Here is a 20439-nt window from a genome sequence, read left to right as displayed (position 1 = left end):
ACGAAGAAATTCGCCATCATGGCGATGTCAGCAGCACGATCAAGGTCTGCATCGTCGCAGATGATCAGCGGCGATTTACCTCCTAGCTCCATGGTGACTTCCTTCAGCGAAGAGCCGCAAGCCGTAGCCATTACTTTCTTCCCTGTTGTCGTACCACCAGTGAATGATATTTTCTCTATAGTGGGATGTTCCGTAAGCCAATGGCCAACCTCATGACCATAACCGGTTAACACGTTAAACACGCCATCAGGCAGACCAGCTTCAGTGTAAATCTCAGCTAATTTAAAAACACTCAGTGGGGTGACTTCGCTGGGTTTGAAAATCATTGCATTGCCGGCGGCTAGCGCAGGTGCTGATTTCCACAAAGCAATTTGGATAGGATAATTCCATGCGCCGATACCCGCCACGACCCCTAATGGCTCTCTACGGGTATAGACAAAACTGCTGTCACGTAATGGGATTTGCTCACCTTCGATGGCGGGGATAAGGCCGGCGTAATATTCCAAGACATCGGCACCGGTGACGATATCGACGGTAAGTGTTTCAGAAAGAGCCTTACCCGTATCTAGCGTTTCTAGTTCAGCCAGTTGATCATTTCGTTCACGAAGCAGGTCAACGGCACGACGTAAGATACGAGAACGCTCCATTGGGCTCATCGCAGCCCAAATTCGCTGACCTTCCACCGAGCTCTGTACGGCGCGATCGACATCCTCTTTCGACGCGTGTTGTACCCTGGCTAATACTTCTCCATTGGCCGGATTTATGGTGTCAAATGTGTTTGCGCTGCTCGCCTGTACATAGCGACCACCAATGTAAAGTAGCTGTTCAGGAAAAAAAGCCATGGTGTAAATCCTCTTTTACTGGGGGGAATTGGGTGTGCTAAGGGAGGGATTCGCCAGCTGTTGTTGCACATAGCTGTAGGCAATCAGCAGAGCTTGTTCGGTATCAAATTGGGTCCCCGTTAATGCACCGCGAAGCCATAAACCATCGATCAGTGCCGCGAGCCCACGTGCTGAGGTTTTGGCGGCGCTAACAGGTAAGACTCTGCGAAATTGATAGTACAGATTTGAATAGAGACGGCGATCATTAATCGTTTGTAACCGACGTAATGAGGGTTGATGCATGCTGCTTGCCCAGAAAGCTAGCCAAGTTTTCATCGCAGCTTCGTTAACCTGAGTGGCATCAAAGTTACCCTCAATAATGGCTCGTATTTGAGCTTGTGCCGAATCGTCATTCATTGATTGTTGCCGCTCTTTCACCGCAGTTCTTAGCGCTGACATTAAGTGGCGCATCGTGGCGTCCAATAGACCATTTTTACCTTGGAAATAATGGCTAATGATGCCACTAGAAACACCTGCTAATCGCGCGATAAGCGCGATACTCGCGTCATTAATACCCACCTGATCAACGGCTAACAATGTCGCTTGGATCAATTGTGCTCGACGAATGGGTTGCATCCCTACTTTTGGCATTTCTTCCTCCTTTCCCAAAGCCCATCCTTCGAATGGATGGTGAATTAAGTGACCGTAAACCAGTCTATTTTTTTTTAATTGAATGTTCAATTAACTTTTTGGTAATGTTTTATAACCGATTAATAACAAATATAACTATCAATTAACCTTTGGAGGTTGAGGCTAGGCTACGACTCGTCGAAAAGACATGTATTGATCAGATCAAAATAGGGAGCCTTGTCGAACGATCCCCAAGGTTGTGACAAAGCTCCACCACAATAGGCGTCACGATGCGGCTACATGGTTACGTGTCGGATTAATATAAATTTATTGCCATAGGGGCAACGTTTGCATGAGTACACCATTGACTAAGCCAGCGGAGGCGAGGATAAACCCCATCGTCTTTTATGGTTCCACTTCTCTTATTTTGTTGCTGACAGCAACACTCGTCAGTTTTCCTGACGCGGCGGGCATATGGCTTGGCCAAGTCCAGACTTGGCTATCACAGAGCTTCGGCTGGTACTACATGCTTGCCATCGGTGCCTATCTTTTTTTTGTGTGTTGGATCGCTTTCTCTAGATTTGGCCAATTAAAACTCGGTGCTGATCATGAAAAACCGGATTTTAGTTATGCGGCTTGGGCGGGAATGCTTTTTTCATCCGGGATTGGTATTTCATTACTCTATTTCGCAGCGTCTGAACCGATTAACCATCTGTATCATCCACCAGAAGGCGTGGCAGGTTCCGCGCAAGCCGCACGGCAAGCTATACAGTTAATTTTCCTACACTGGGGGATCCACGGCTGGGCGATTTATGCTTTGGTTGGGTTGTCCGTTGGGTATTTTGCTTATCGTCATCAACAGCCTTTAGCGCTGCGCTCGGCATTACTGCCGATTTTAGGTGAAAAACGAGTCAAAGGAATGGCAGGCCATGCGGTTGATTGCTTTGGAATTTTCGTTACTTTGGTCGGCCTTGTGACCAATTTAGGGATCGGTGCGTTACAAGTCACCTCTGGAGTAGAGTATCTTTTGGGCATACCTCATTCACAAAGCACGCTCCTTATCGTATTGTTGGGGCTACGTTGGCCGCTATTTCAGGAGTCGAGAAGGGGATCCGACGTCTTTCAAACCTAAACATCCTGTTATTCAGTTCGTTACTTTTGTTCGTGTTATTTTGTGGGCCGACTCTTGAACTTCTTAACCGTTTTGTACAAAACCTTGGCGATTATGCGAATGGCTTAATTTTGAAGACATTCGATCTCTACGCCTACACGGATGCGGTGCCGGGTCAAAATATTGAATGGCTTGGCTTATGGACGCTTTTTTACTGGGGATGGTGGATATCGTGGGCACCTTTTGTTGGTATGTTCATTGCGCGGATTTCACGTGGGCGAACCGTGCGTGAGCTTATATTTGGTGTGTTATTTATACCACTTGCCTTTACGCTGATGTGGCTCTCTGTATTTGGTAATAGTGCAATGGATTTGGTACTCAATCACAATGCAACAGCGCTTGCTCAAGCAGCCATCGAGCAGCCCTCTATGTCGATTTATCTGCTATTAGAATTTTATCCATGGGCGAAAATCGTTATTGGGATGTCGGTTTTTGTCGGATTCGTACTTTTCTTGACGCCGGCAGATTCAGGCACAGTGATGCTTGCTAACCTTTCTCGTCGTGGGGGAGATTTGGATCAAGATGCCCCCCATTGGCTGCGTATCTTTTGGTCGTCCGCGATCACCGTTGTGACGATCGGTTTACTCTTTGCAGGCAATTTTGCTGCAATGCAGACAGTGGTAGTACTCGCCGGGCTCCCATTCTCTGTGATTCTTATCCTATATATGATTGGTCTTTATAAAACGATGAAGGCAGAAGAGCGTGAACCAACGTGCTCTCCGGCCTGGATTGAGAGTCATCTGACTTATGAAGAGGCCCAAGTTAAGTCACAGCAAAATGCTATTTGATCGTATGTGAATCAAAATCCGAAACCGTGGTCTCGGTTTCGGATTTTTGAATGGGAAATGGCTCTTCCCCCCAATGACTTGGGCTTCAAGTAGCAACGCTATAGCCAGTCTGAATATCCAGCATCCAAGGTGTCCCATTGGGGCCTAAAATCGCTTTTTTATCTATTTTTCCGACGGCGGTTTTGGGTAGATGGCTGAGTATGTGCAGTTCATCTGGAAGCTTAAATGAGGCGAGATTACGCTCTTTTAAAAACTGACGGAGTGCTTGTAATGTCAATGTTGAGTCTTTGGAGATGAGTGCGACACCGATCCGCTCGCCTAAATAAGGGTCGGGTACTGCAACCACGGCGACCTGCGCTACTTGAGGGTGAGCTAATAAATGCTCTTCAATTTCATCCGTAGCAATGCATTCCCCAGCTCGGTTGACCACATCTTTAATCCGCCCGGTCACGGTGAGATATTGGTCGCTATCCATGCGCACTTTATCACCACTGCAATAAAAACCGTCCAGAGTGAAAGCTCTCTGATTGTGTTCATTCGCTCGGTAGTAACCACGTAAAGTGTAGGGACCTCGCGTCAGCAATTCGCCTTCTTCTCCCTCGCCAACGGGATAACCTTGAGGGTCGACCACTCGAATTTCATCGAGTGCGCAGACTGGACGACCTTGTCGAGACGCAATAATTTCAGGATGATCGCCCAAGCGAGTGCAACAGATAAGGCCTTCCGCCATACCAAATACTTGTTGTAGGGCATTAGGGAAAGCTTTTTGGAGGTCTAAAGCATCGCTGTAGACGAGTTTCGAGCCTCCAACTTGCATTAAGCGTAGGCTTGAAAGATCGCTCTCTTCCCATTGTGTGGCTTCTGTCCATAATTGAGCTAAGGATGGCACCAAAGCGGTGGCGCTGATTTGGTGCTGTTCAATCAACCCAAAACAGTGGTCTGGCCCAGCGTGTTGGGTAAACACGACCTTTCCACCTTTGGCGAGCACCCCTAAAAAGCCCGGGCAGCCGAGTGTGAAATTGTGTGCAGCTGGCAGTACGGCAAGATAAACATCCCGCTCATTTATCTCACTTGCCTGACAGCAACAACGAATATTGAACAGGTAATCGTTGTGGGTGCGAGGGATAAGCTTGGGCAGTCCTGTCGTGCCACCAGATACCAGAAATAGAGCAGGGTGGTCTGGATTAATGGCAGGAGGTACCAGTGGTGAGTGAAGCTGAATATTATTTAGAGAATGATGGTTACCGTGCTCACCAAACAGATAAACCTGCTGTAATCCTTGGCCGTTGGCTATTAAGTTATTTGCCAACGTCGCACCTTGAATTTCTTCACTAATATACGCTTTGGCATCGCCGAGCTGAGCCAAGTGTTTGATTTCAGAAAGCCCATGAGCAGGCAGCGCCAAAATAGGTACTAAACCTGCTCGTAGAGTGGCAAACAGAACGATGGGAAAGCGACAAGTGTTAGAGAGTTGGATCACTACGCGCTCACCCACTTGCATTCCATCGGTCATTAAACGATGCGCGATCCCATCCGCCGCGTCTAAGAGCTCTCGATAGGTAAGTTGACCTTCGTCATCAATCACTGCGATCCGATCACCGTATTGCTCAGCACCTTGAGTTAATAGGGACCAAAGCGGTGCATATTCCCAAAGTCCTGCTTGCTGATACAGTGCTGCTTGATCCGCTCGGTAGGTGCTAAAACCTTGCAGTAAATCTGACGTTATCATGTGGTTCTTCATGCAACTTCCTCACTGACTAGAGACGATTGATTTAGCGTGTAGGCTGGTTCAAGCACTAAATGGTCGAGTACGCAGGCCATTTTTTCGCAGGTTTCTTCCCATTCTCGCTGAGGATTAGACAAACTGATGATGCCAGCTCCCGTTTGAAGCATAGAAACAGAACCTGTTTTGTATCCCGCCCTTAACACCAAAGCCGCATCGAAAAATCCATTGCGGTCTGTAATGAAGACACTACCGCTGTACAGTTTTCTGGGTTGTTTCTCAAAACGAGCAATCGCGGCAATCGCCTCACGTTTAGGAATGCCAGAGGCTGTGATGGAAGGAAAGAGGACTCGGAATGCATCCCATGCGGATTTGTCTGTGGCGAGCTGACCTTTTACTCGTGATGCTAAATGTTGCACGCTACCTCTTTCTGATACGGTCATAAACTCGGACACATGGACGCTTGAGGGATCACAAACCTGTTCGAGCTCTTCGATAGCTAGCTTGACGGAAGCGGCATGTTCGGCAATTTCTTTAGGATCGTTAAGCAGTTCGTTCTTTAGCCTTGCTGCATCGGTTTTATCTTGTGGCAATAAGCGTGTTCCGGCCAACGGTTGGGTGCTCAAGGTCCCTCGCTCATCGACTTCTAAGACAGTTTCTGGTGAAAAACCAAATGCTTGCACGTTATTGAGCTTGAGCATGAAAGAGCGAGCAGGTGTGTTGTTCATTCTACCGTTAATAAAGCTTTTGGTTATGTCGATATTGAAGGGCAGTATTGCTGGCCGGGACAAAATCACTTTCTTGTATTGGTTGGTCTTGATTTCATTGACCGCTAAATCGACCGCCTGCTGATAGTGATGTTTCACTTCAAGGCCACCAACAATATCCTGTTGAGAGCAGGATTTACTTTGCAGAGGCAATGGCGACGGTAAGTGTGATACTCGAGTAATGATGGCTTGAATTTGCGCAAGTAGTGAGCTTTCAAAGGTACGAACGATAACGTGAGTGGTCGTAACACGTAATTCGGTTTCGGCTACAAACAATTCCAGCAGTGGATGTTCACACTCTTGTTGTGGTAAATCGTGAGCGAAGCGACTGAATTCAAAATCAGCGCGGCCGAAGAGTAGCCAGTCCTCTCCACTCAGAGTTTGGGTTGCACGATGAATATATTGACACAGATGATGAGGGTTTACCTGTGCGACCTTTCCTTCAAAGTCACAAACTTCGCTTCTATGGTTGACGGTTAATTGCAGTCGTTTATTGATGCCGATCGCCCATTCATTCTCATGCTCATAGACTAGATATTCATGACAGAAAGAGGCCGAGGTCAGTTCGGCAACGAGTTGGAGTGGATGACATTGATGTTGCAATACCAAAGAATGTAAATATGCCGTATGAATGTTAGCCATGTTGTTCTCCAGAAACGTGAGAGTAATTCATTAATGTTGTTGGTCGATGCTCCGACCTTGTTACTGTTGGTTCGCTAATCTTGCTGAGAAAGTGTTCAGGGGTTGCTGTGATGTAAAAGTGGTCGCCTGATATGGCTATCAGTGTTGGTTTGTCATCGATTGGCATCAACCATGGTTGCCATGCAGCGACTTCGGACTCCCAAGCTTCAGGGTCATGTTCGCCAAACACGAGTGTGCATGGGGTGTACTGTAGACATTTCGATGCTGTAACTTTTTGGTGGTAGTTAACTTGTTGGTGGTAGCACTCTGTGGCTAAAAAATCCGCTCTCAACATGGGTAGAAACAGCGGGAGTAGTTCAGGGTGCTGCTTGAGTATCGGACTGCCGCTGCCAATCGCGATCAGTTGGTCAATAAAGTCATCATCATTGAGTTGGCTCAATCGTCTTCGACTGCTTAAATGCGGGGCATGGCAGGAAGAAAGGATCAGATTTTTGATCGGTGATAGGGCTCCAAAACTGCTCTCAAATCGATGACATACTTCATAGGCCACTTGTGCCCCCATGCTATGTCCACAAAGTATTATTCGAGTCTCTTTAGTGAAGGTTTGATCCGCTATCCAAGTCTTCAATCCCTCAGCAACATCCTCTGCTATTGCTTCGATACTCGTAAGGGGGTGCTCTCGCATTCGATGATCTCTGCCGGGGTAAGTGGCCAGCAGTACCAGCGTTTCTTTTGCTAGTGCATTGCAGTCAAGTGACATCCATGTTTTAAATGCACTTAAACTGCCTCCAGCAAAAGGACAAATAATCCATATTTCACGAGGTTGGGCACCACTCTGATAAAGTGTTTTGAACACCTGATTCATATCTCCACCTCTTTGGTCACTGCGCGATTGAATCGAAATGAAATTCGTGGTGGTGGAGTCATGGTCCTTTCTTGGGGTTGTCCACATAATGTGAGAATGTCTTCCCACAGTTGAGCAACCTTGAGTTGGTGACAGATCAGCAATAATGGCGCGGTGTCTTGCCCATCAATTAAACGGCAAAACTGCTCTAAAGTGTTGCATACCCCTTCAGGTCCGAATTCTTCAAACAGATCTTTAACGAGACAAGGTTGGTCGTAAAGTGTCTGCGTAGTCGGTTGATTGAGATAGTCTCCTTCAGCGAGGCTGACGACCTGATACAGGCTTTGCTGGTTATTCTGGTGCTTTTCTGCATGAAGCGCTGGTGTCCAATGTATCGGGCCATAGCTATCAACCATCGAAAGATAGCCAGATTCCCACCCTAACATAAGACGATGCATGGCGAGGCTGTGCATATCTGGATCTTGTGGGTCCAGATAGTTTTGTAACTGCAACAGATAATCACCGTGAGGAGATTGAAGACTAATCAGATCAAAACGGTGTTGTTTGCCTAATTTTATAGGTTGAATTTTGCCATCGCGGCCTAATGCCAACAGCAGTAAATCCAATGTTGAGTAAAGCAACTGCCGACTTGTCGTAATATTGCCGTAGCTGGCGGGCTGGCGCATTTGCAATGAGACTTGCTGTGCGCTTGAAATCATGGTTTGCCCCGCTTGAGACGAACTATAGAAACTATTGACTCGGTATTGGACTCCACATTGCTCTGCAAGCGCATGATGTCGTTGTAATTCTTTCACCGACACGGGATGCTCTTGCAAAACATGAATATGACGTTTGAGCAGCTCTTCGACCAATACGTTACCGCCCCCACCGATAACGGAGGCGCGGACAACCACGCAGGCAATAGCAATATCCTGAGGCAACTGTGACACCTTTTCATACAGTGGTATACCAAAGGCAGTGGCCAGATTCTTTGAACGCAGGCTACCTTGGGACAGAATCCCTGCCAGTTCGAGATCTGGATGAGATTCGATAAAGGCATTTAGGTACAGTTCGCCAAATTTAGCCCCAACGATAATGACTTTCTTACGACTCTTCATTTTCTAGCTCTTTTACGTTTTGTTGGTGGAACGAATTTATTGAATGTGAAGGGTGGCCGAGCAGAGTAGAGATCTCGTGCGCCAGTGTTTTCACATGAGGTTGTTGTAGTAGGGTGTAGTGATCTCCCTGCATGCGATGAATGATGGGATGACAGCAATCACTCCAACCATGGCAGCGGCGTTTTGCCATCTCAGGATGTTGGTAGCGCATAAAATCAAGCTGTGAATGGTTTTGTGCGCTATAAAGTGTGACGGGGAGCGTCTCCAAATAAGGTGGCTGATAGTCGAGCATGGCACGCAAGTTTTGCTGATAGATTGCTAGCAACTCAGCAAGACTTGCACTGTCTAATAAGCCTGATCCTGTCTCTAAAAATGCCTTGGCAAGCTCTGCGCAAAATTGCGTCTCTGATTCGAAGTTCGAAATCACATGCTCTTTCAGTGCCGGGAATCGGCCAATACAATCCGCGTAGAAGTATTGGCGGATCGACGCCTCGGTTAATCGCTGATTTGGGTTTTGGCTTGGTTTATAACTATCAATCAAGATGCAGTGGCTGACCTCTTCGCCCTGTTCCATGAGTTGTCGAGCCATTTCAAAAGCCACTACTCCCCCAAATGACCAACCTGCCAGCTGGTAAGGGCCAGTTGGCTGTACGTGGCGAATCATAGATAGATAGTGTGCGGCTAAAGCCACAATGTCGGTTTTTGGCGCAGATTTATCGTGCCGATCTGGGTAGGCAAGTCCATACAAAGTGATCTGGTTGAGCTCTTTAGCTAATGCCTGATAGCTCAATAAGTGTCCGCCAATCGGATGCACAATAAAGAGTGTGCTGGTTCGGTTACTGCCGTTTGATGAGAGTTTTACCGGTGCATGATGGAGCGGTTGGGTTTGCTCTGTCAGCAAGGTGGCGAGGCGCTCAACCGTATCATGGGTTTGTAACTGCCCTGCGCTGAGAGCAAGGTTTAAACGGTGATTGATTTGGTTAAGTAAGCGTACTGCGATCAATGAATTTCCGCCTAGATCGAAAAAGCTCTGATTGGCCGGAATAGGGGCGAAATTAAGGCATTCAGACCAGATCTGAGCCAGAAGTTGTTCCTGCTGTGAGTGCGGCATGCGTAATTGATCTGCGGCAATATGGGCATCTGGGCGCGGTAGTGCAGAACGATCCACCTTACCGTTGGCCGTCAATGGAAGGCGCTCTAAGGTTATGATCTGGCTTGGACATAAGTACTGGGGCAACAGTCGGCGAGCATGATCCAGTAAAGCCTGATTATCACGTCGACTGTGGGGAGCGTACTGAATATAAGCCACTAAACGTGCACCATTTTGCGCGGTTCTGTCTGGCTGAACGATGGCATCTAGGATGTCTATTCCGCTCGCGTTGAGTGCACACTGACGTAGAGCATTTTCCACTTCACCAAGCTCAATACGATAACCGTTAATTTTGACTTGTTGATCGTTTCTGCCCAGAAACTCAATGTTACCATCCGGTAAATAGCGGCCTAAATCCCCCGTTTTATACAAGCGTTGGCCAAGCGTTGGATGTTCGATAAAAGCGAAGTCGGTCTTTTCTTGATCATGCCAATAGCCGCGAGCGAGACCACGTCCACCAATGTAAAGCTCTCCTGTAACCCAATCTGCACAAGGATTGAGCTGTTCATCGAGCACATAAAATTGTTGATGAGTGAGCGGTTTTCCATAGGGAATACTGCTGTGTGTGGTATAGCTTTTCTCAATCGGATAGCAGATAGACCAAATGGCGGCCTCGGTAGCACCACCTAAGCTGAGCAATTTAGCCTGAGGCGTAAGGGTATTCAGTCGGTCTGGTAAGTTGACGGGTATCCAGTCGCCACTCATCATGATTTGACGTAAATGGGGCAGCGGATTTGATCGATTTTCTAGTAAATCTACCAATAACTGTGCGAAGGCGGGCACACTATTCCACACCGTAATCGCTGACTGCTGAGCTAAATGCACCAGTGCTTCAGGATCTTGACTTGGCGATGTCTGTGGTATTACCAATCTTGCTCCACAGCTTAGGGTGGAGAAAATATCAAACACAGAGAGATCAAAATTGAGAGAGGAAATCGCCAATACTCGGTCACGATGATCGAGTGCAATACGCTGGTTTATATCGAGCAGGGTATTGACTACGGCACCATGCTCCATCATTACCCCTTTAGGTTGGCCAGTGGATCCAGAGGTGAAAATGACGTAAGCCAGATCGGTCGGTTGGTTTGCCACTGGGATAAAATGCGCTTGGGCTTCTGTCATTAACGCAGGGAATAGAACTCGATAGTCATCGGTGCGGCAAGGCTCAGAGCTATCGCTGATAATGGTTGAGACTGCTCCTTGTTTAAGCAGAGCTTGGATACGAGGTTCAGGATAAGCGCCATCAATGGGCATATAAGCTTTCCCTGCCAACAGAATGGCGAGAACAGCGACTACCTGTTGCCATCCTTTGTTCATCACAACCGCCACTAATGGTGCATCATCTTGTTGTTCGATAAGCTGCGCAGCTAAGTGCTGAGCGGAAAACCAAAGTGTTTGATAAGTCAGTTCTAGTTCGCCTTGCTCAATCGCAATTCGCTGTGGGTGCTGTTCCACACCGAGCCTTACTAAATCGCACAATGTCGCCACACAAGCCGTAGTTTGGTTGTCTAAAACCAGTTTGAATTCACCTTGTGTCGCATTGACTTGATCACGCTTCTGCTGCTGTGCAGAGGGGAGTGCTAGGGCGAGAGGTTGTTGCCAGTCTCGGCTTGTAAGCGTTTCTAACGTGTGGGTATAAGCGGCAAACATGGCTTCAAAGACACCACTTTTTAAGTAGTTTTCTTGAATCGTCCATTTGATGATAACGCCGCCGCATGGTGACGGGATCAACATACTGTCAAGGTAAACATGGGGGGTTTGTGCACCAAAGGCATTGAGCTTGCCATAGGGTAATGGTCTATGTTGCCCAACCGATAAGGTGTCGTTAAACACCACTGGCATGCCCGCATTGAGATTATGATTATGACGGTTTTTTTCAGTTAACACCGATTGACCATCAAATAAGGAATGTGCCATATCATCGGCCATCTGCTGTTGAATTTGCTCAACAAACGCGAGCAATGAACCGGGTTGGGTTCTTACTTCAAGCATGGATGTGGTTGAAAGGTTGCCAATGACGTCGGCGGATTTAGGCAGCATAGCTGGACGGTTACTGTGCAGTATATTGATCGCAAAATGCTTCTGGGCACTCCAATGACTGATCACAAGGCAAAATGTAGATAGCATACTCATTGACGGCAATAAATTATGGGCAAATGAGACGGCTTGGATCTGACTCCACTGTTCGGCACTGAGGTGGTAAGTAAGTACACTTTGCGCTAAATGCTCTGAGCGTTTATCCGCTAACGGCAGTGCTGGAGCTTCTGGTAGCGTCGGTATTCGGTTAAGCCAGTAAGCTTGAGCTTGTTGGTAAGGCTCAGAGTGTTTGAGCTGTTCAAGCTCAAGGAGATAGTTGTCGATACTCATCGTTGGCACTGCCAATTCGATACTCAGATCGTCATACAGTGCAAACCATTGTTGAAATAGAGTATTGAGGCTTTTGCCATCAGCCACGACCAAATCGAGTACCAAATGTACCAAAGAGGTTTCGCCGTCTACCTGCAGGATGCTGATATCAAACAGAGGCCATTGATGTGTCGCTACACCGTGGGCGGCGATCTGCGTCCTTGCCTCATCAATCCAGCGTGTTTTTTGTGGTTCATCCCATGAGCTTAAGTCGAGAAACTGTGGTTGATACTCTGGTACTTGGCGATGAATATGATATTGACCTGCATCGATTTCACCGCGTAACTGGTCGTGTAATTGCACCAGTCGATTCCATGCTTGGGTAAGTCTCAGACGATCAAGATGCTTAATTTCAAGCTCTGCATAGAAATGGGCAACCCCATTTCCCAAGGAAAACAAGGCATTTTCACCAAGCCAGTAGGCATTTTGTAGCGGTGTGAGTGGGTAATGTCGAACGCAAACGCCATTTTTCTGTTGTGTTGTATTATCTTGGGATTCAAGAGTGGTGTTTGGCTCAATAATGTCCGTTTCAACGGTTGTCGTTGCAGTAGACGGGGCACTCTCAAATTGGCAACAGAAGTCTTGGAATTTCGGATGCTCAAACAAGGATTGTAAGCTCGCTTGTTTGATTCCCGCATGTTGTAGTGCCACGATCATCTTTGTTGCCATTAAACTATCACCACCGGCAAGGAAAAAATCGGTGTCGTGGTTAATCTCACCATGTAAAAACGTTTGCCATATACTTTTTATTTGTTCTATTTGTTGCTGATAGGACTCAGACTGACCTAAGGTCTGCGGACTATGTTGTGGACGTTTTTGGGTTACTATCAGATGCTGACGTAATGCCGATACCTCACTGTTGGGATAGCTCAACTGTGGCTCTAAACCTTGTTCCGCCAGCAGGGCAAGCCAAGCAGGTTGTGTCAGCATGCCACTTCCAGTGGATTGGCGAAAATCGTTGAATGCGTTGATTCCTTCAATAAACCCAACCGTCGCCAACTGCATTGGGCTGTGTTGATCGGTCGCCTCAATCAAAATCAAATAGCCATCATCGGCCAGAAGAGCGCGGAGACCTTGTAAACATTTTGCGAGATCGATGGCATCGTGCAGAACATTGACGGCCAAAATAACCTGATATCCACCATCCATTTTTAGTGCTTCATCAATGGGCTGATTAATATCAAATAACCCATAGCTTACCTGTGGGTATTCAGACAATAGTTCGCGTGCTTCATGAAGGAACAGACGAGACACATCGGTAAACTGATAGTGGCGAATCGTTGAAGAGGCGAGGCTTAATACCTCTCGAGTGGTGGCTGCAGTGCCAGCCCCGACTTCAAGTATATTCAAACCTTGCGCCTGCTGTTGGCCAAGGGCATAAATGGCACGCGCGGCACTTAAATTCAATATTTGCAGTGATGGATTACAACGGTAGAGGCTATCGGTGATCGCCGGGTCAGAAAATAGCAACTCGAGTGCAGAGTGGCGACCATTCAACAAAGCCGGGTGTTGCTTGAGGCAATCCTCAAGATAGGTATCCAAACGCTGACACCAAGCTTGTTGAGGCAAAGGTAACCCCGGTGCTTTGGGGAAATCGTCTTGGAAGCGATACTCTCCATCCTTCTCCGTCAGCACGCCCTCTCGGCATAACTGATCTAACCAAAGTTGGATAAGCTTATGATGTTTATCGGTCACTTTAAGTTGTTGAATAATTTGTGGTGCGCGATAGGCTTGCTCCGGCGAGGTAAATAACTGGTGATTGCGTAAGGTTGTCCAGATCCCACGCAGTGCACGATGCTCAAGCTGCGCCCACGCTTGCGTCACCTCTTGTACAATCTGTGGTGAAATATCGGGGAGAGATATGTTGTGCAAATCAAGGGTGGATTCGGCGATGACGTGATCAGGCGGCAGAAGGGGGTGCAGAGGCTCTGGTTGAGTCAATGATCGCTCGAAAAACTGCGGGTCTGCCGCACACTGCTGCAGCAAGCTTAGATATTGGTTGAATAAGTTTTCCAACAGATCTGGCGCCAGTACGCCGGCCATGCAATACCAGTTGAACGCCAAATTACCTTCAATTTCCATGATTTGATGATCAAGCCAGACTTGTGGGGTTTGACTCAGAACATAAACCGGATCCCCCAGTAAATGGGTCATGGCTTGTTCGATATCCATGCCATCCATCGACATTCCCAGCATGCTAGTAAATACCACCGGAGTTAACGGCAGTGCCGCTTCTTGCTCACTGAGTTGACCGGAGGATTTCCAGTGTTTGGCTAGTTCGCGGATCACCTCAACCCCATTGACTTGACTATGGCCTAAGCGTTGCCAAAGTTTGCTTTGGGTTTGTAAGATACGCTGTTTCAAATCGGTGCTGGAGTCGTGTTGGAAATCCATTAGAAGGACTGAGGTGAAGTCACCAATCAGATCTTGGACGGCCTCATGAAAAGGCTGACGATTAAAGAACGTCATGTTCAACGTAAAATCAGGGCTTGCAGTCCAATTGGCCAAGGTATGCGCAAATAGGGTCAGCAGGCCAGCTGACGGGGTTACCCCCCATTGTTGCCAAACCGATTTTAGCGTTTGCCATTCAGAGTCGCTGAGGCGGCCTTCTAAGGTAATAAATTCCGGAGCATGGTGTTGATAATCCGGGTTCAGTGGCAACTGAGGCGCTTTAGGCAGAGTTGGGATCGTTTGTTGCCAGTAGTGCCATGAGTTTTGCCACTCGGCGGTATGGCGTAAGGTTTGTTCATGCATCACGTAGTCACGGAAAGTGATCGGCAGAGGCTCCAAGTCTTGGCCTTGATAGGCGGTGGCTAAATCATCCATCATGATTTTGAAGCTTTGTACATCAAACTGCAGTAAGTCGAGGTTTAGGTGCAAACGCACCTTTTGCTCAGATAAACGGCTGAGTTTGACATCAAAGAGTGGCCAGACATCCGCAGCCCGTACCTGATGACGCATTTGTTGGCGTGTTTGCTCAAGCTCAATGTGTTGTGCTTCTTCTGAGAGTGAACGTAAGTCTCTCTCTACAATCGGAAAATAATCAACCTCAGCGTGAACAACTTGTTCTCCTGCATGATTGACTGTCATGCGCAGCATGTCGTGACGCTTAATTAAGGCATTCCAAGCGGCTGCAAATTGTTGTGGGTTGAACTCGGTAAGATCCTTATCCCACTCAAAGACGACGTGACAGGCAATACCGCCATATTGAACCCAGGGTTCACGACCAATCCAATACGCGTGTTGAATAGGCGTCAGTGGGAAGGGGGTATAGCGGTTGTGAGGATCGCTCACAAAATGTGTGAGCATTGAATCCGATTCGGTTGCCGAAGGGATGCGGGCGATCGCTTCCACCAAACCTGAAATGGTTAAATTTTGGTAGGCTTGTTCGGCATCGATCTTGACTGCGAACTGTTTTTGAATAACCGCACTAAGCTCAAGAAATTGCAGAGAGTCTAAGCCTAATTGCAGTAAATCTTGATCGACTCGGATTGGTGTATCGTCACTCATACCCAATTGGTAACGAAGTCGTTCCGTCAGCCATTGACCTACATCGCTCACTGTGGGATGCGTTAGCGGCTCGGGTGATGCCAAGCAATCCACTGCATCTATTGCCGTGTTTAATGGGTCAAGATAAGGCTGGAAATTAGCATGCTGAGGTTCGATATTCATTGCCAGCACGAAAGGAGTGCCACTGAGCAGACTTTGACTGATCTGCCACAAACCTTCTTGTACGGTTAAAGTATGCATACCTTCTTTGGCCAGCGTATCGAGAAGCGCTGAATCGGCGGTCATTCCGATGCTATCCCAAGCTCCCCATCCAATACTCATCACGCGGCAACGGCTGCTGCCCTGTTGGGCGAGAGCATAGCCATCTAAGAAGGCATTGGATAACGCATAAGCACCTTGTCCAACCGCACCCAGTGAAGCTGCAGAGGATAAACCCAGTAAATATTGAGCTTCTTGTGCTTCAAGCCATTGGTGTAGTGCGACAAAAGCGCGGCATTTGGTTTGAATAAGTAGGGCAGATTGCTGAGGATCCCATTGATTGATGAGGCTTGTTAGCGATGTTCCCGCAGCATGAAACGCTCCTATGATAGGCAAAGTCCGCGGCCAGTCATTAAGCATTCGTTGCAGCTCCCCTTCTTGGCTCACATCGCAAAGCAAGGTCATCACCTGACAGCCGAATCTGGCTATAGTTTGGCAAAACTCAGGCCAATCGCTGGGTTCTCGTCGCCCAATCACCGCAATATGGCGGGCACCGGATTGTGCTAGCCATTTAATGATGTGCCGGCCTATGCCCCCCATACCTCCAGTGACAAGATGCCAACCTGAAGTCGTAAACCAAGAGGAAGGGATGAGGTCGGGCACGGTTTTGGCGTGCACCAGTTGAGGTATCCAGTAGCTGTGGTTGCGATAAGCTATCTCAGTCGCTAGATGGAAAGGAGCAGAGTTTAAAGACTGACTCAGAATCTGGGCTTGATGGTGATCACTCTCAAAGGACGGCTCAATATCAAGTAGATAGATACCTTGATGTTTGTGTTCCGCGCGAGCAACTCGCAGCAGAGACATCAGTGCCACTTTTTCGGCAGCAACACTTTGCGTTGCATCTGTCGCCATGGCTTGTGAGGTCAAAACATACAGCGTTGTAAAATCAGCGCTTAGTGATTGGATGACTTTTTCAGCGCACTCGACAAGCTCACCATCAGGCAATACGAACAGGCTGACAGTCTCATTGACACGGTAAATCTCCCCTTGACGCTGTAGTGCTTGTTGGAGATCAGACTCACTGACGTTGAGCCTAGCTTGGCTCGCGGCGACTGGCAGCCATTGCCACTCATAGCGCTGATGGGGGCTTGGTAACAGCGCGTGTGGTTGAGAATCATCAAAGTTTGGGGTTTGAACCTGACCTATCCAAGCCCATTCTCCGGAAGTTAAGCATCCTCTTAATTGGTATTGGACTTGTCCCCAGAGTTGAGTCGTTCTGTGTACAACCAGTTGCGTTATTGTTTTAGGGTCAAGAGACGGCGCTGCAACAATCAACCAGTCACTACGCTCTTCTTGTACGAAACTCGGCATATGCAGGGTGATGAGTTGATGCCAGTCTGTTTCTGTTGGTGTCATTACCCAATCTACATAGAGCAACTGCGTTTGATTGCTGAATGGTATTGCTAGGTTTGGCTGAATAGAAGGAGTCAGTGGACTGAGCAAACGCTGTTTTATTTCTGCCACTTGTTTTTTAAGTTGCAGTGGTGAAGTGTGATAACAACGTAATACTTGTTTAAGACGCGCCGGAGCCTCGCACAAGGCTCGGATATCGCTCAATGGCACTGTCGCTGGCTCTTGATTGGTGGCCAAAGCATCACGCAGCCATTGTGCAACCACGTCTGTTGCTGGCAAAGGCACGGCAGTGAATTGATAACACTTATGCGCTTGTTGCAAGTAGCCGTGTTCAAGTAAAGAGTTTAAAAGTGTTGTGATCAGATTTCGATGTTTTGGTAGCAAACGCCCCCCACGGATCAGATCGCGCAGGGTAAAACGAGGCTGAGATGTACAAGAGTGAACCAAATCGCGGATCACACAACAGCGCAGCATCGGATAGAGAGCCGCGATTGTGGTGGGTGGCGGTACACTCAAGGTTTGCTTAGGCAGTGCAGTTTCGATTGTTTTGACATCGGGGGTTTGATACCAATATCTCTGTTCATCGAACACATAAAGAGGCAATCGACAAGGTTGACCTTGCAGCGCGAATAGCGCTGGCCACTTATTATTGCAGCCCGCGATAAAAAGAGCGGCTAAGAGTTCAGTTTCTAAACGCTGTGTGGGGATGCTAGGGTGAGAGGTACCTAGCCATACACAATCTGTTGACCATGTTTCACGTTGCCCCATGGCCGTGAGGTGCGCACTTGGCCCCATTTCGACCAACAGCTTAGCCTGCTTGGCTAAGGCCGACTCTATTGCACGCTGGAACTGTACAGTATCACGGACATGACGGGTCCAATATTCAGCGTTGAACGATGCCGCATCATCGGCGACCTGTCCTGTGACACTAGAAATGAGAGGTATGGTACCTTGCTTTGCGGTTATGGGAGTCGCAAACTCATGAAACGACGCCAGCATTTCATCCAATAGGCGTGAATGTGCGGCGCAGGATACGTCTAACTTTTTATAACGAATGGCATGCTTATCAAGTTCCAGTATCGCGTTGTCGACATCCCGTTGATGGCCGGAATATACCCAATGCTGCGCGCCATTATGCGCGGCCAGATCGAGTTCGCGCAAAGCCGGTATCGTCTCTAATCTGTTTGGCTTAGCAAAAATCGCCAACATAGAGCCCGCTTGGCGTTGCGCACATAAGTGCATCAGCCGTCCTCGTTCGCTAACAAGCGCAATCGCTTGTTGGTGAGTGAGGTATCCTGACACCACACAAGCGGCAAATTCACCTACCGAATGGCCCATCACCATATCTGGCCTAAACCCTTTACTTTGCCAGTGAGCTGCCATCGCGATTTCAAAAGCGACAATCGCTAATTGTGCGTAGTCGGTACGTTGGAGTAATTCTGTGCGGTGACCGAATAACGCATCAGTAAGCCGTATTTCTAAACTGCCGAGCGCATATTGTTGGCTCAGTTCGATGCTGTCACGAAATGCGGCGCTGCGGTGATATAACTCTTGCCCCATATTGGCCCATTGGCTGCCTTGGCCAGTAAAGCACCACAGTACCTTGCCTGTTGCTGAAGGCTGGCCAACATGTAAATCACGGCCAGCTTGCCCTGTTAGCGCGAAATCACGTAGGGCCTGAATTGCCACAGAATTGCAATCAATCGCCAGTCGATAGGGGAGATCTAATGCTCGCTTTAACATGGCGGAGTAAGCAATATCACTGTGGTGTGTTGGCAGCTCTAAGTGTGTGGCATATTCACCGGCCAGTTTGCGCAGCGAGGTTTCACTATTGGCGGAGATCAGTAGTTTTGCATTTTCGGATCGAGGATTGAGGGACGTAGGATCCGCCAGCTCAGGGGCCGATTGCACAATCATATGGCAGTTGGTACCACCGATACCAAAGGAAGAGACCGCTGCAGTGCGAGTTTCGCTCGGCCAATCAATGGTCGCGGTCGCAAGCTGGAAACCAGAACCTGTAAGCTCTAGAGTCGGGTTAGCTTGAGAAAGGTTGAGCGAGGCCGGGATTTTGCAGCGCGATACCGATAACACCGTCTTGATTAAAGAGGCGATTCCCGCCGCTGTGTCCAGATGCCCGAGTCCGCTTTTTACTGAACCAAAAAAGCAGGGTTTTGCTTCAATGCTGCGTTGATAAGCTTGTTTGATGGCTCGCACTTCGATAGGGTCACCGAGTTTAGTGCCTGTACCATGAGCCTCGATCATCTCCACTTCATCGGGTAATACATCAGCCAAATGCAGGGCATCGGATAGCACTTGTGCTTGGCCTTTTACCGAGGGAGCGGTAAACCCCACTTTATCCTGACCATCGTTGTTGATAGCACTACCACGTAACAACGCCAGAATAGTATCACCATCGCGTCGCGCATCCTCCCAGCGTTTGAGCACCACACAGCCTAGCCCGTGACCACCAAAAGTACCATTGGCATCAATATCAAACGGGCGACACAACCCATCTGGAGAAAAGATCATACCGGGTTGGTACAAGTAGCCTGAGCTTTGAGGAAATGACACCGCGACACCACCCGCAATCGCCATATCGCATTCCCCCGAACGCAGACTTTCGCAGGCGAGGTGGCAGGCGACCAAAGAGCTAGAACAAGCCGTTTGAACAGTAAACGCAGGACCCGTTAAGTTAAATTTATGGGCGACTCGCGTGGCAAGGTAATCTTTATCGTTACCCAATAAGGCTTGTAGCCCCTTGACTTGGCCAACTTGAGTGACATCAAAGTCGGCAAAAGAGGGGTAGGTACTGGTACGAATCGAGCCGAAGACACCAGTTTTCGATTGAATGGCGTTTGGTGCATACCCTGCATCTTCAAGCGCATGCCAAACTATCTGTAAAAATAGCCGCTGTTGGGGATCAATAGAGAGAGCTTCAGTGGGCGAATAACCAAACAAGCTTGCATCAAAGTAGTCTGGATTATCAATAATGGCACCGCTTGGCACGAAGTTCTCTTGCGCGGAGAGCGAAGTGGTTATTCCAGCCGTTTGTAGCTCTTGTTCCGAAAAATAGCTTTGCCCAGAAATACCATTCACCAAGTTGTGCCAAAATTGCTCCGCATTTGGTGCTTTCGGAAAGCGGCAAGCCAGTCCAATGACGGCGATGGGGTCACTGTTGCCAAAGCAAGGGTCGAGAGTGTTCATGGTTATCCTCGTAATTCAGTTGCAGGGTGGTCAGTTTCGCCACCCTGTTGTGCA

General features: G+C 48.1%; 7 protein-coding genes and 1 pseudogene. 1 reads left to right on the top strand and 7 read right to left on the bottom strand.

Annotation, left to right across the window (positions count from 1 at the left end):
* Both VOR_RS0100520 and betI read right to left on the bottom strand, forming a co-directional pair.
* Window positions 1–842: aldehyde dehydrogenase family protein (locus VOR_RS0100520; RefSeq protein ID WP_010317048.1), on the bottom strand; the 842-nt coding region annotated here is incomplete at its 3' end.
* Window positions 843–857: 15 nt separating this feature from the next.
* Complete coding sequence (betI, locus tag VOR_RS0100515) at window positions 858–1472, bottom strand: transcriptional regulator BetI (protein ID WP_010317046.1); 615 nt, start codon at window positions 1470–1472, stop codon at window positions 858–860.
* Between the two features lie 331 nt (window positions 1473–1803).
* Between betI and VOR_RS17570 the strand changes: the two are divergent.
* Window positions 1804–3410: pseudogene (locus VOR_RS17570) on the top strand (BCCT family transporter).
* An 85-nt stretch (window positions 3411–3495) separates the two neighbouring features.
* On the opposite strand, the gene VOR_RS0100505 reads toward VOR_RS17570, so the two are convergent.
* The 5 genes from VOR_RS0100505 to VOR_RS0100485 are packed head-to-tail and all read right to left on the bottom strand — an operon-like array spanning window position 3496 to window position 20385.
* Window positions 3496–5151 (bottom strand): (2,3-dihydroxybenzoyl)adenylate synthase, encoded by a 1656-nt coding sequence (locus tag VOR_RS0100505; RefSeq protein WP_010317045.1) that lies wholly within the window; start codon window positions 5149–5151, stop codon window positions 3496–3498.
* Complete coding sequence (locus VOR_RS0100500) at window positions 5148–6542, bottom strand: salicylate synthase (RefSeq protein ID WP_010317042.1); 1395 nt, start codon at window positions 6540–6542, stop codon at window positions 5148–5150. Before VOR_RS0100500 ends, VOR_RS0100505 begins: the two co-directional genes overlap by 4 nt.
* Window positions 6535–7407: a thioesterase II family protein gene (locus tag VOR_RS0100495; RefSeq protein WP_010317040.1), complete on the bottom strand. Its 873-nt coding sequence runs from the start codon at window positions 7405–7407 to the stop codon at window positions 6535–6537. Before VOR_RS0100495 ends, VOR_RS0100500 begins: the two co-directional genes overlap by 8 nt.
* The gene (locus VOR_RS0100490) at window positions 7404–8504 is read right to left on the bottom strand and encodes a thiazolinyl imide reductase (protein WP_010317038.1); all 1101 of its coding nucleotides are present in this window, start codon (window positions 8502–8504) and stop codon (window positions 7404–7406) included. Before VOR_RS0100490 ends, VOR_RS0100495 begins: the two co-directional genes overlap by 4 nt.
* Window positions 8491–20385: a hybrid non-ribosomal peptide synthetase/type I polyketide synthase gene (locus VOR_RS0100485; RefSeq protein WP_010317036.1), complete on the bottom strand. Its 11895-nt coding sequence runs from the start codon at window positions 20383–20385 to the stop codon at window positions 8491–8493. Before VOR_RS0100485 ends, VOR_RS0100490 begins: the two co-directional genes overlap by 14 nt.
* Window positions 20386–20439 lie beyond the last annotated feature (54 nt).

The sequence above is a fragment of the Vibrio ordalii ATCC 33509 genome (assembly GCA_000257205.1).
Classification (GTDB): Bacteria; Pseudomonadota; Gammaproteobacteria; order Enterobacterales; family Vibrionaceae; genus Vibrio; species Vibrio ordalii.
Note: the sequence above shows the minus strand (reverse complement) of the source record. Positions and strands in the feature narration are given on the sequence as shown.

Excerpts from the sequence above, each read along its gene's own strand:
- VOR_RS0100500 (WP_010317042.1), bottom strand. The coding sequence starts at position 6,542 with ATGGCTAACATTCATACGGCATATTTACATTCTTTGGTATTGCAACAT.
- VOR_RS0100495 (WP_010317040.1), bottom strand. The coding sequence starts at position 7,407 with ATGAATCAGGTGTTCAAAACACTTTATCAGAGTGGTGCCCAACCTCGT.
- VOR_RS0100505 (WP_010317045.1), bottom strand. The coding sequence starts at position 5,151 with ATGAAGAACCACATGATAACGTCAGATTTACTGCAAGGTTTTAGCACC.
- VOR_RS0100490 (WP_010317038.1), bottom strand. The coding sequence starts at position 8,504 with ATGAAGAGTCGTAAGAAAGTCATTATCGTTGGGGCTAAATTTGGCGAA.
- VOR_RS0100485 (WP_010317036.1), bottom strand. The coding sequence starts at position 20,385 with ATGAACACTCTCGACCCTTGCTTTGGCAACAGTGACCCCATCGCCGTC.
- betI (WP_010317046.1), bottom strand. The coding sequence starts at position 1,472 with ATGCCAAAAGTAGGGATGCAACCCATTCGTCGAGCACAATTGATCCAA.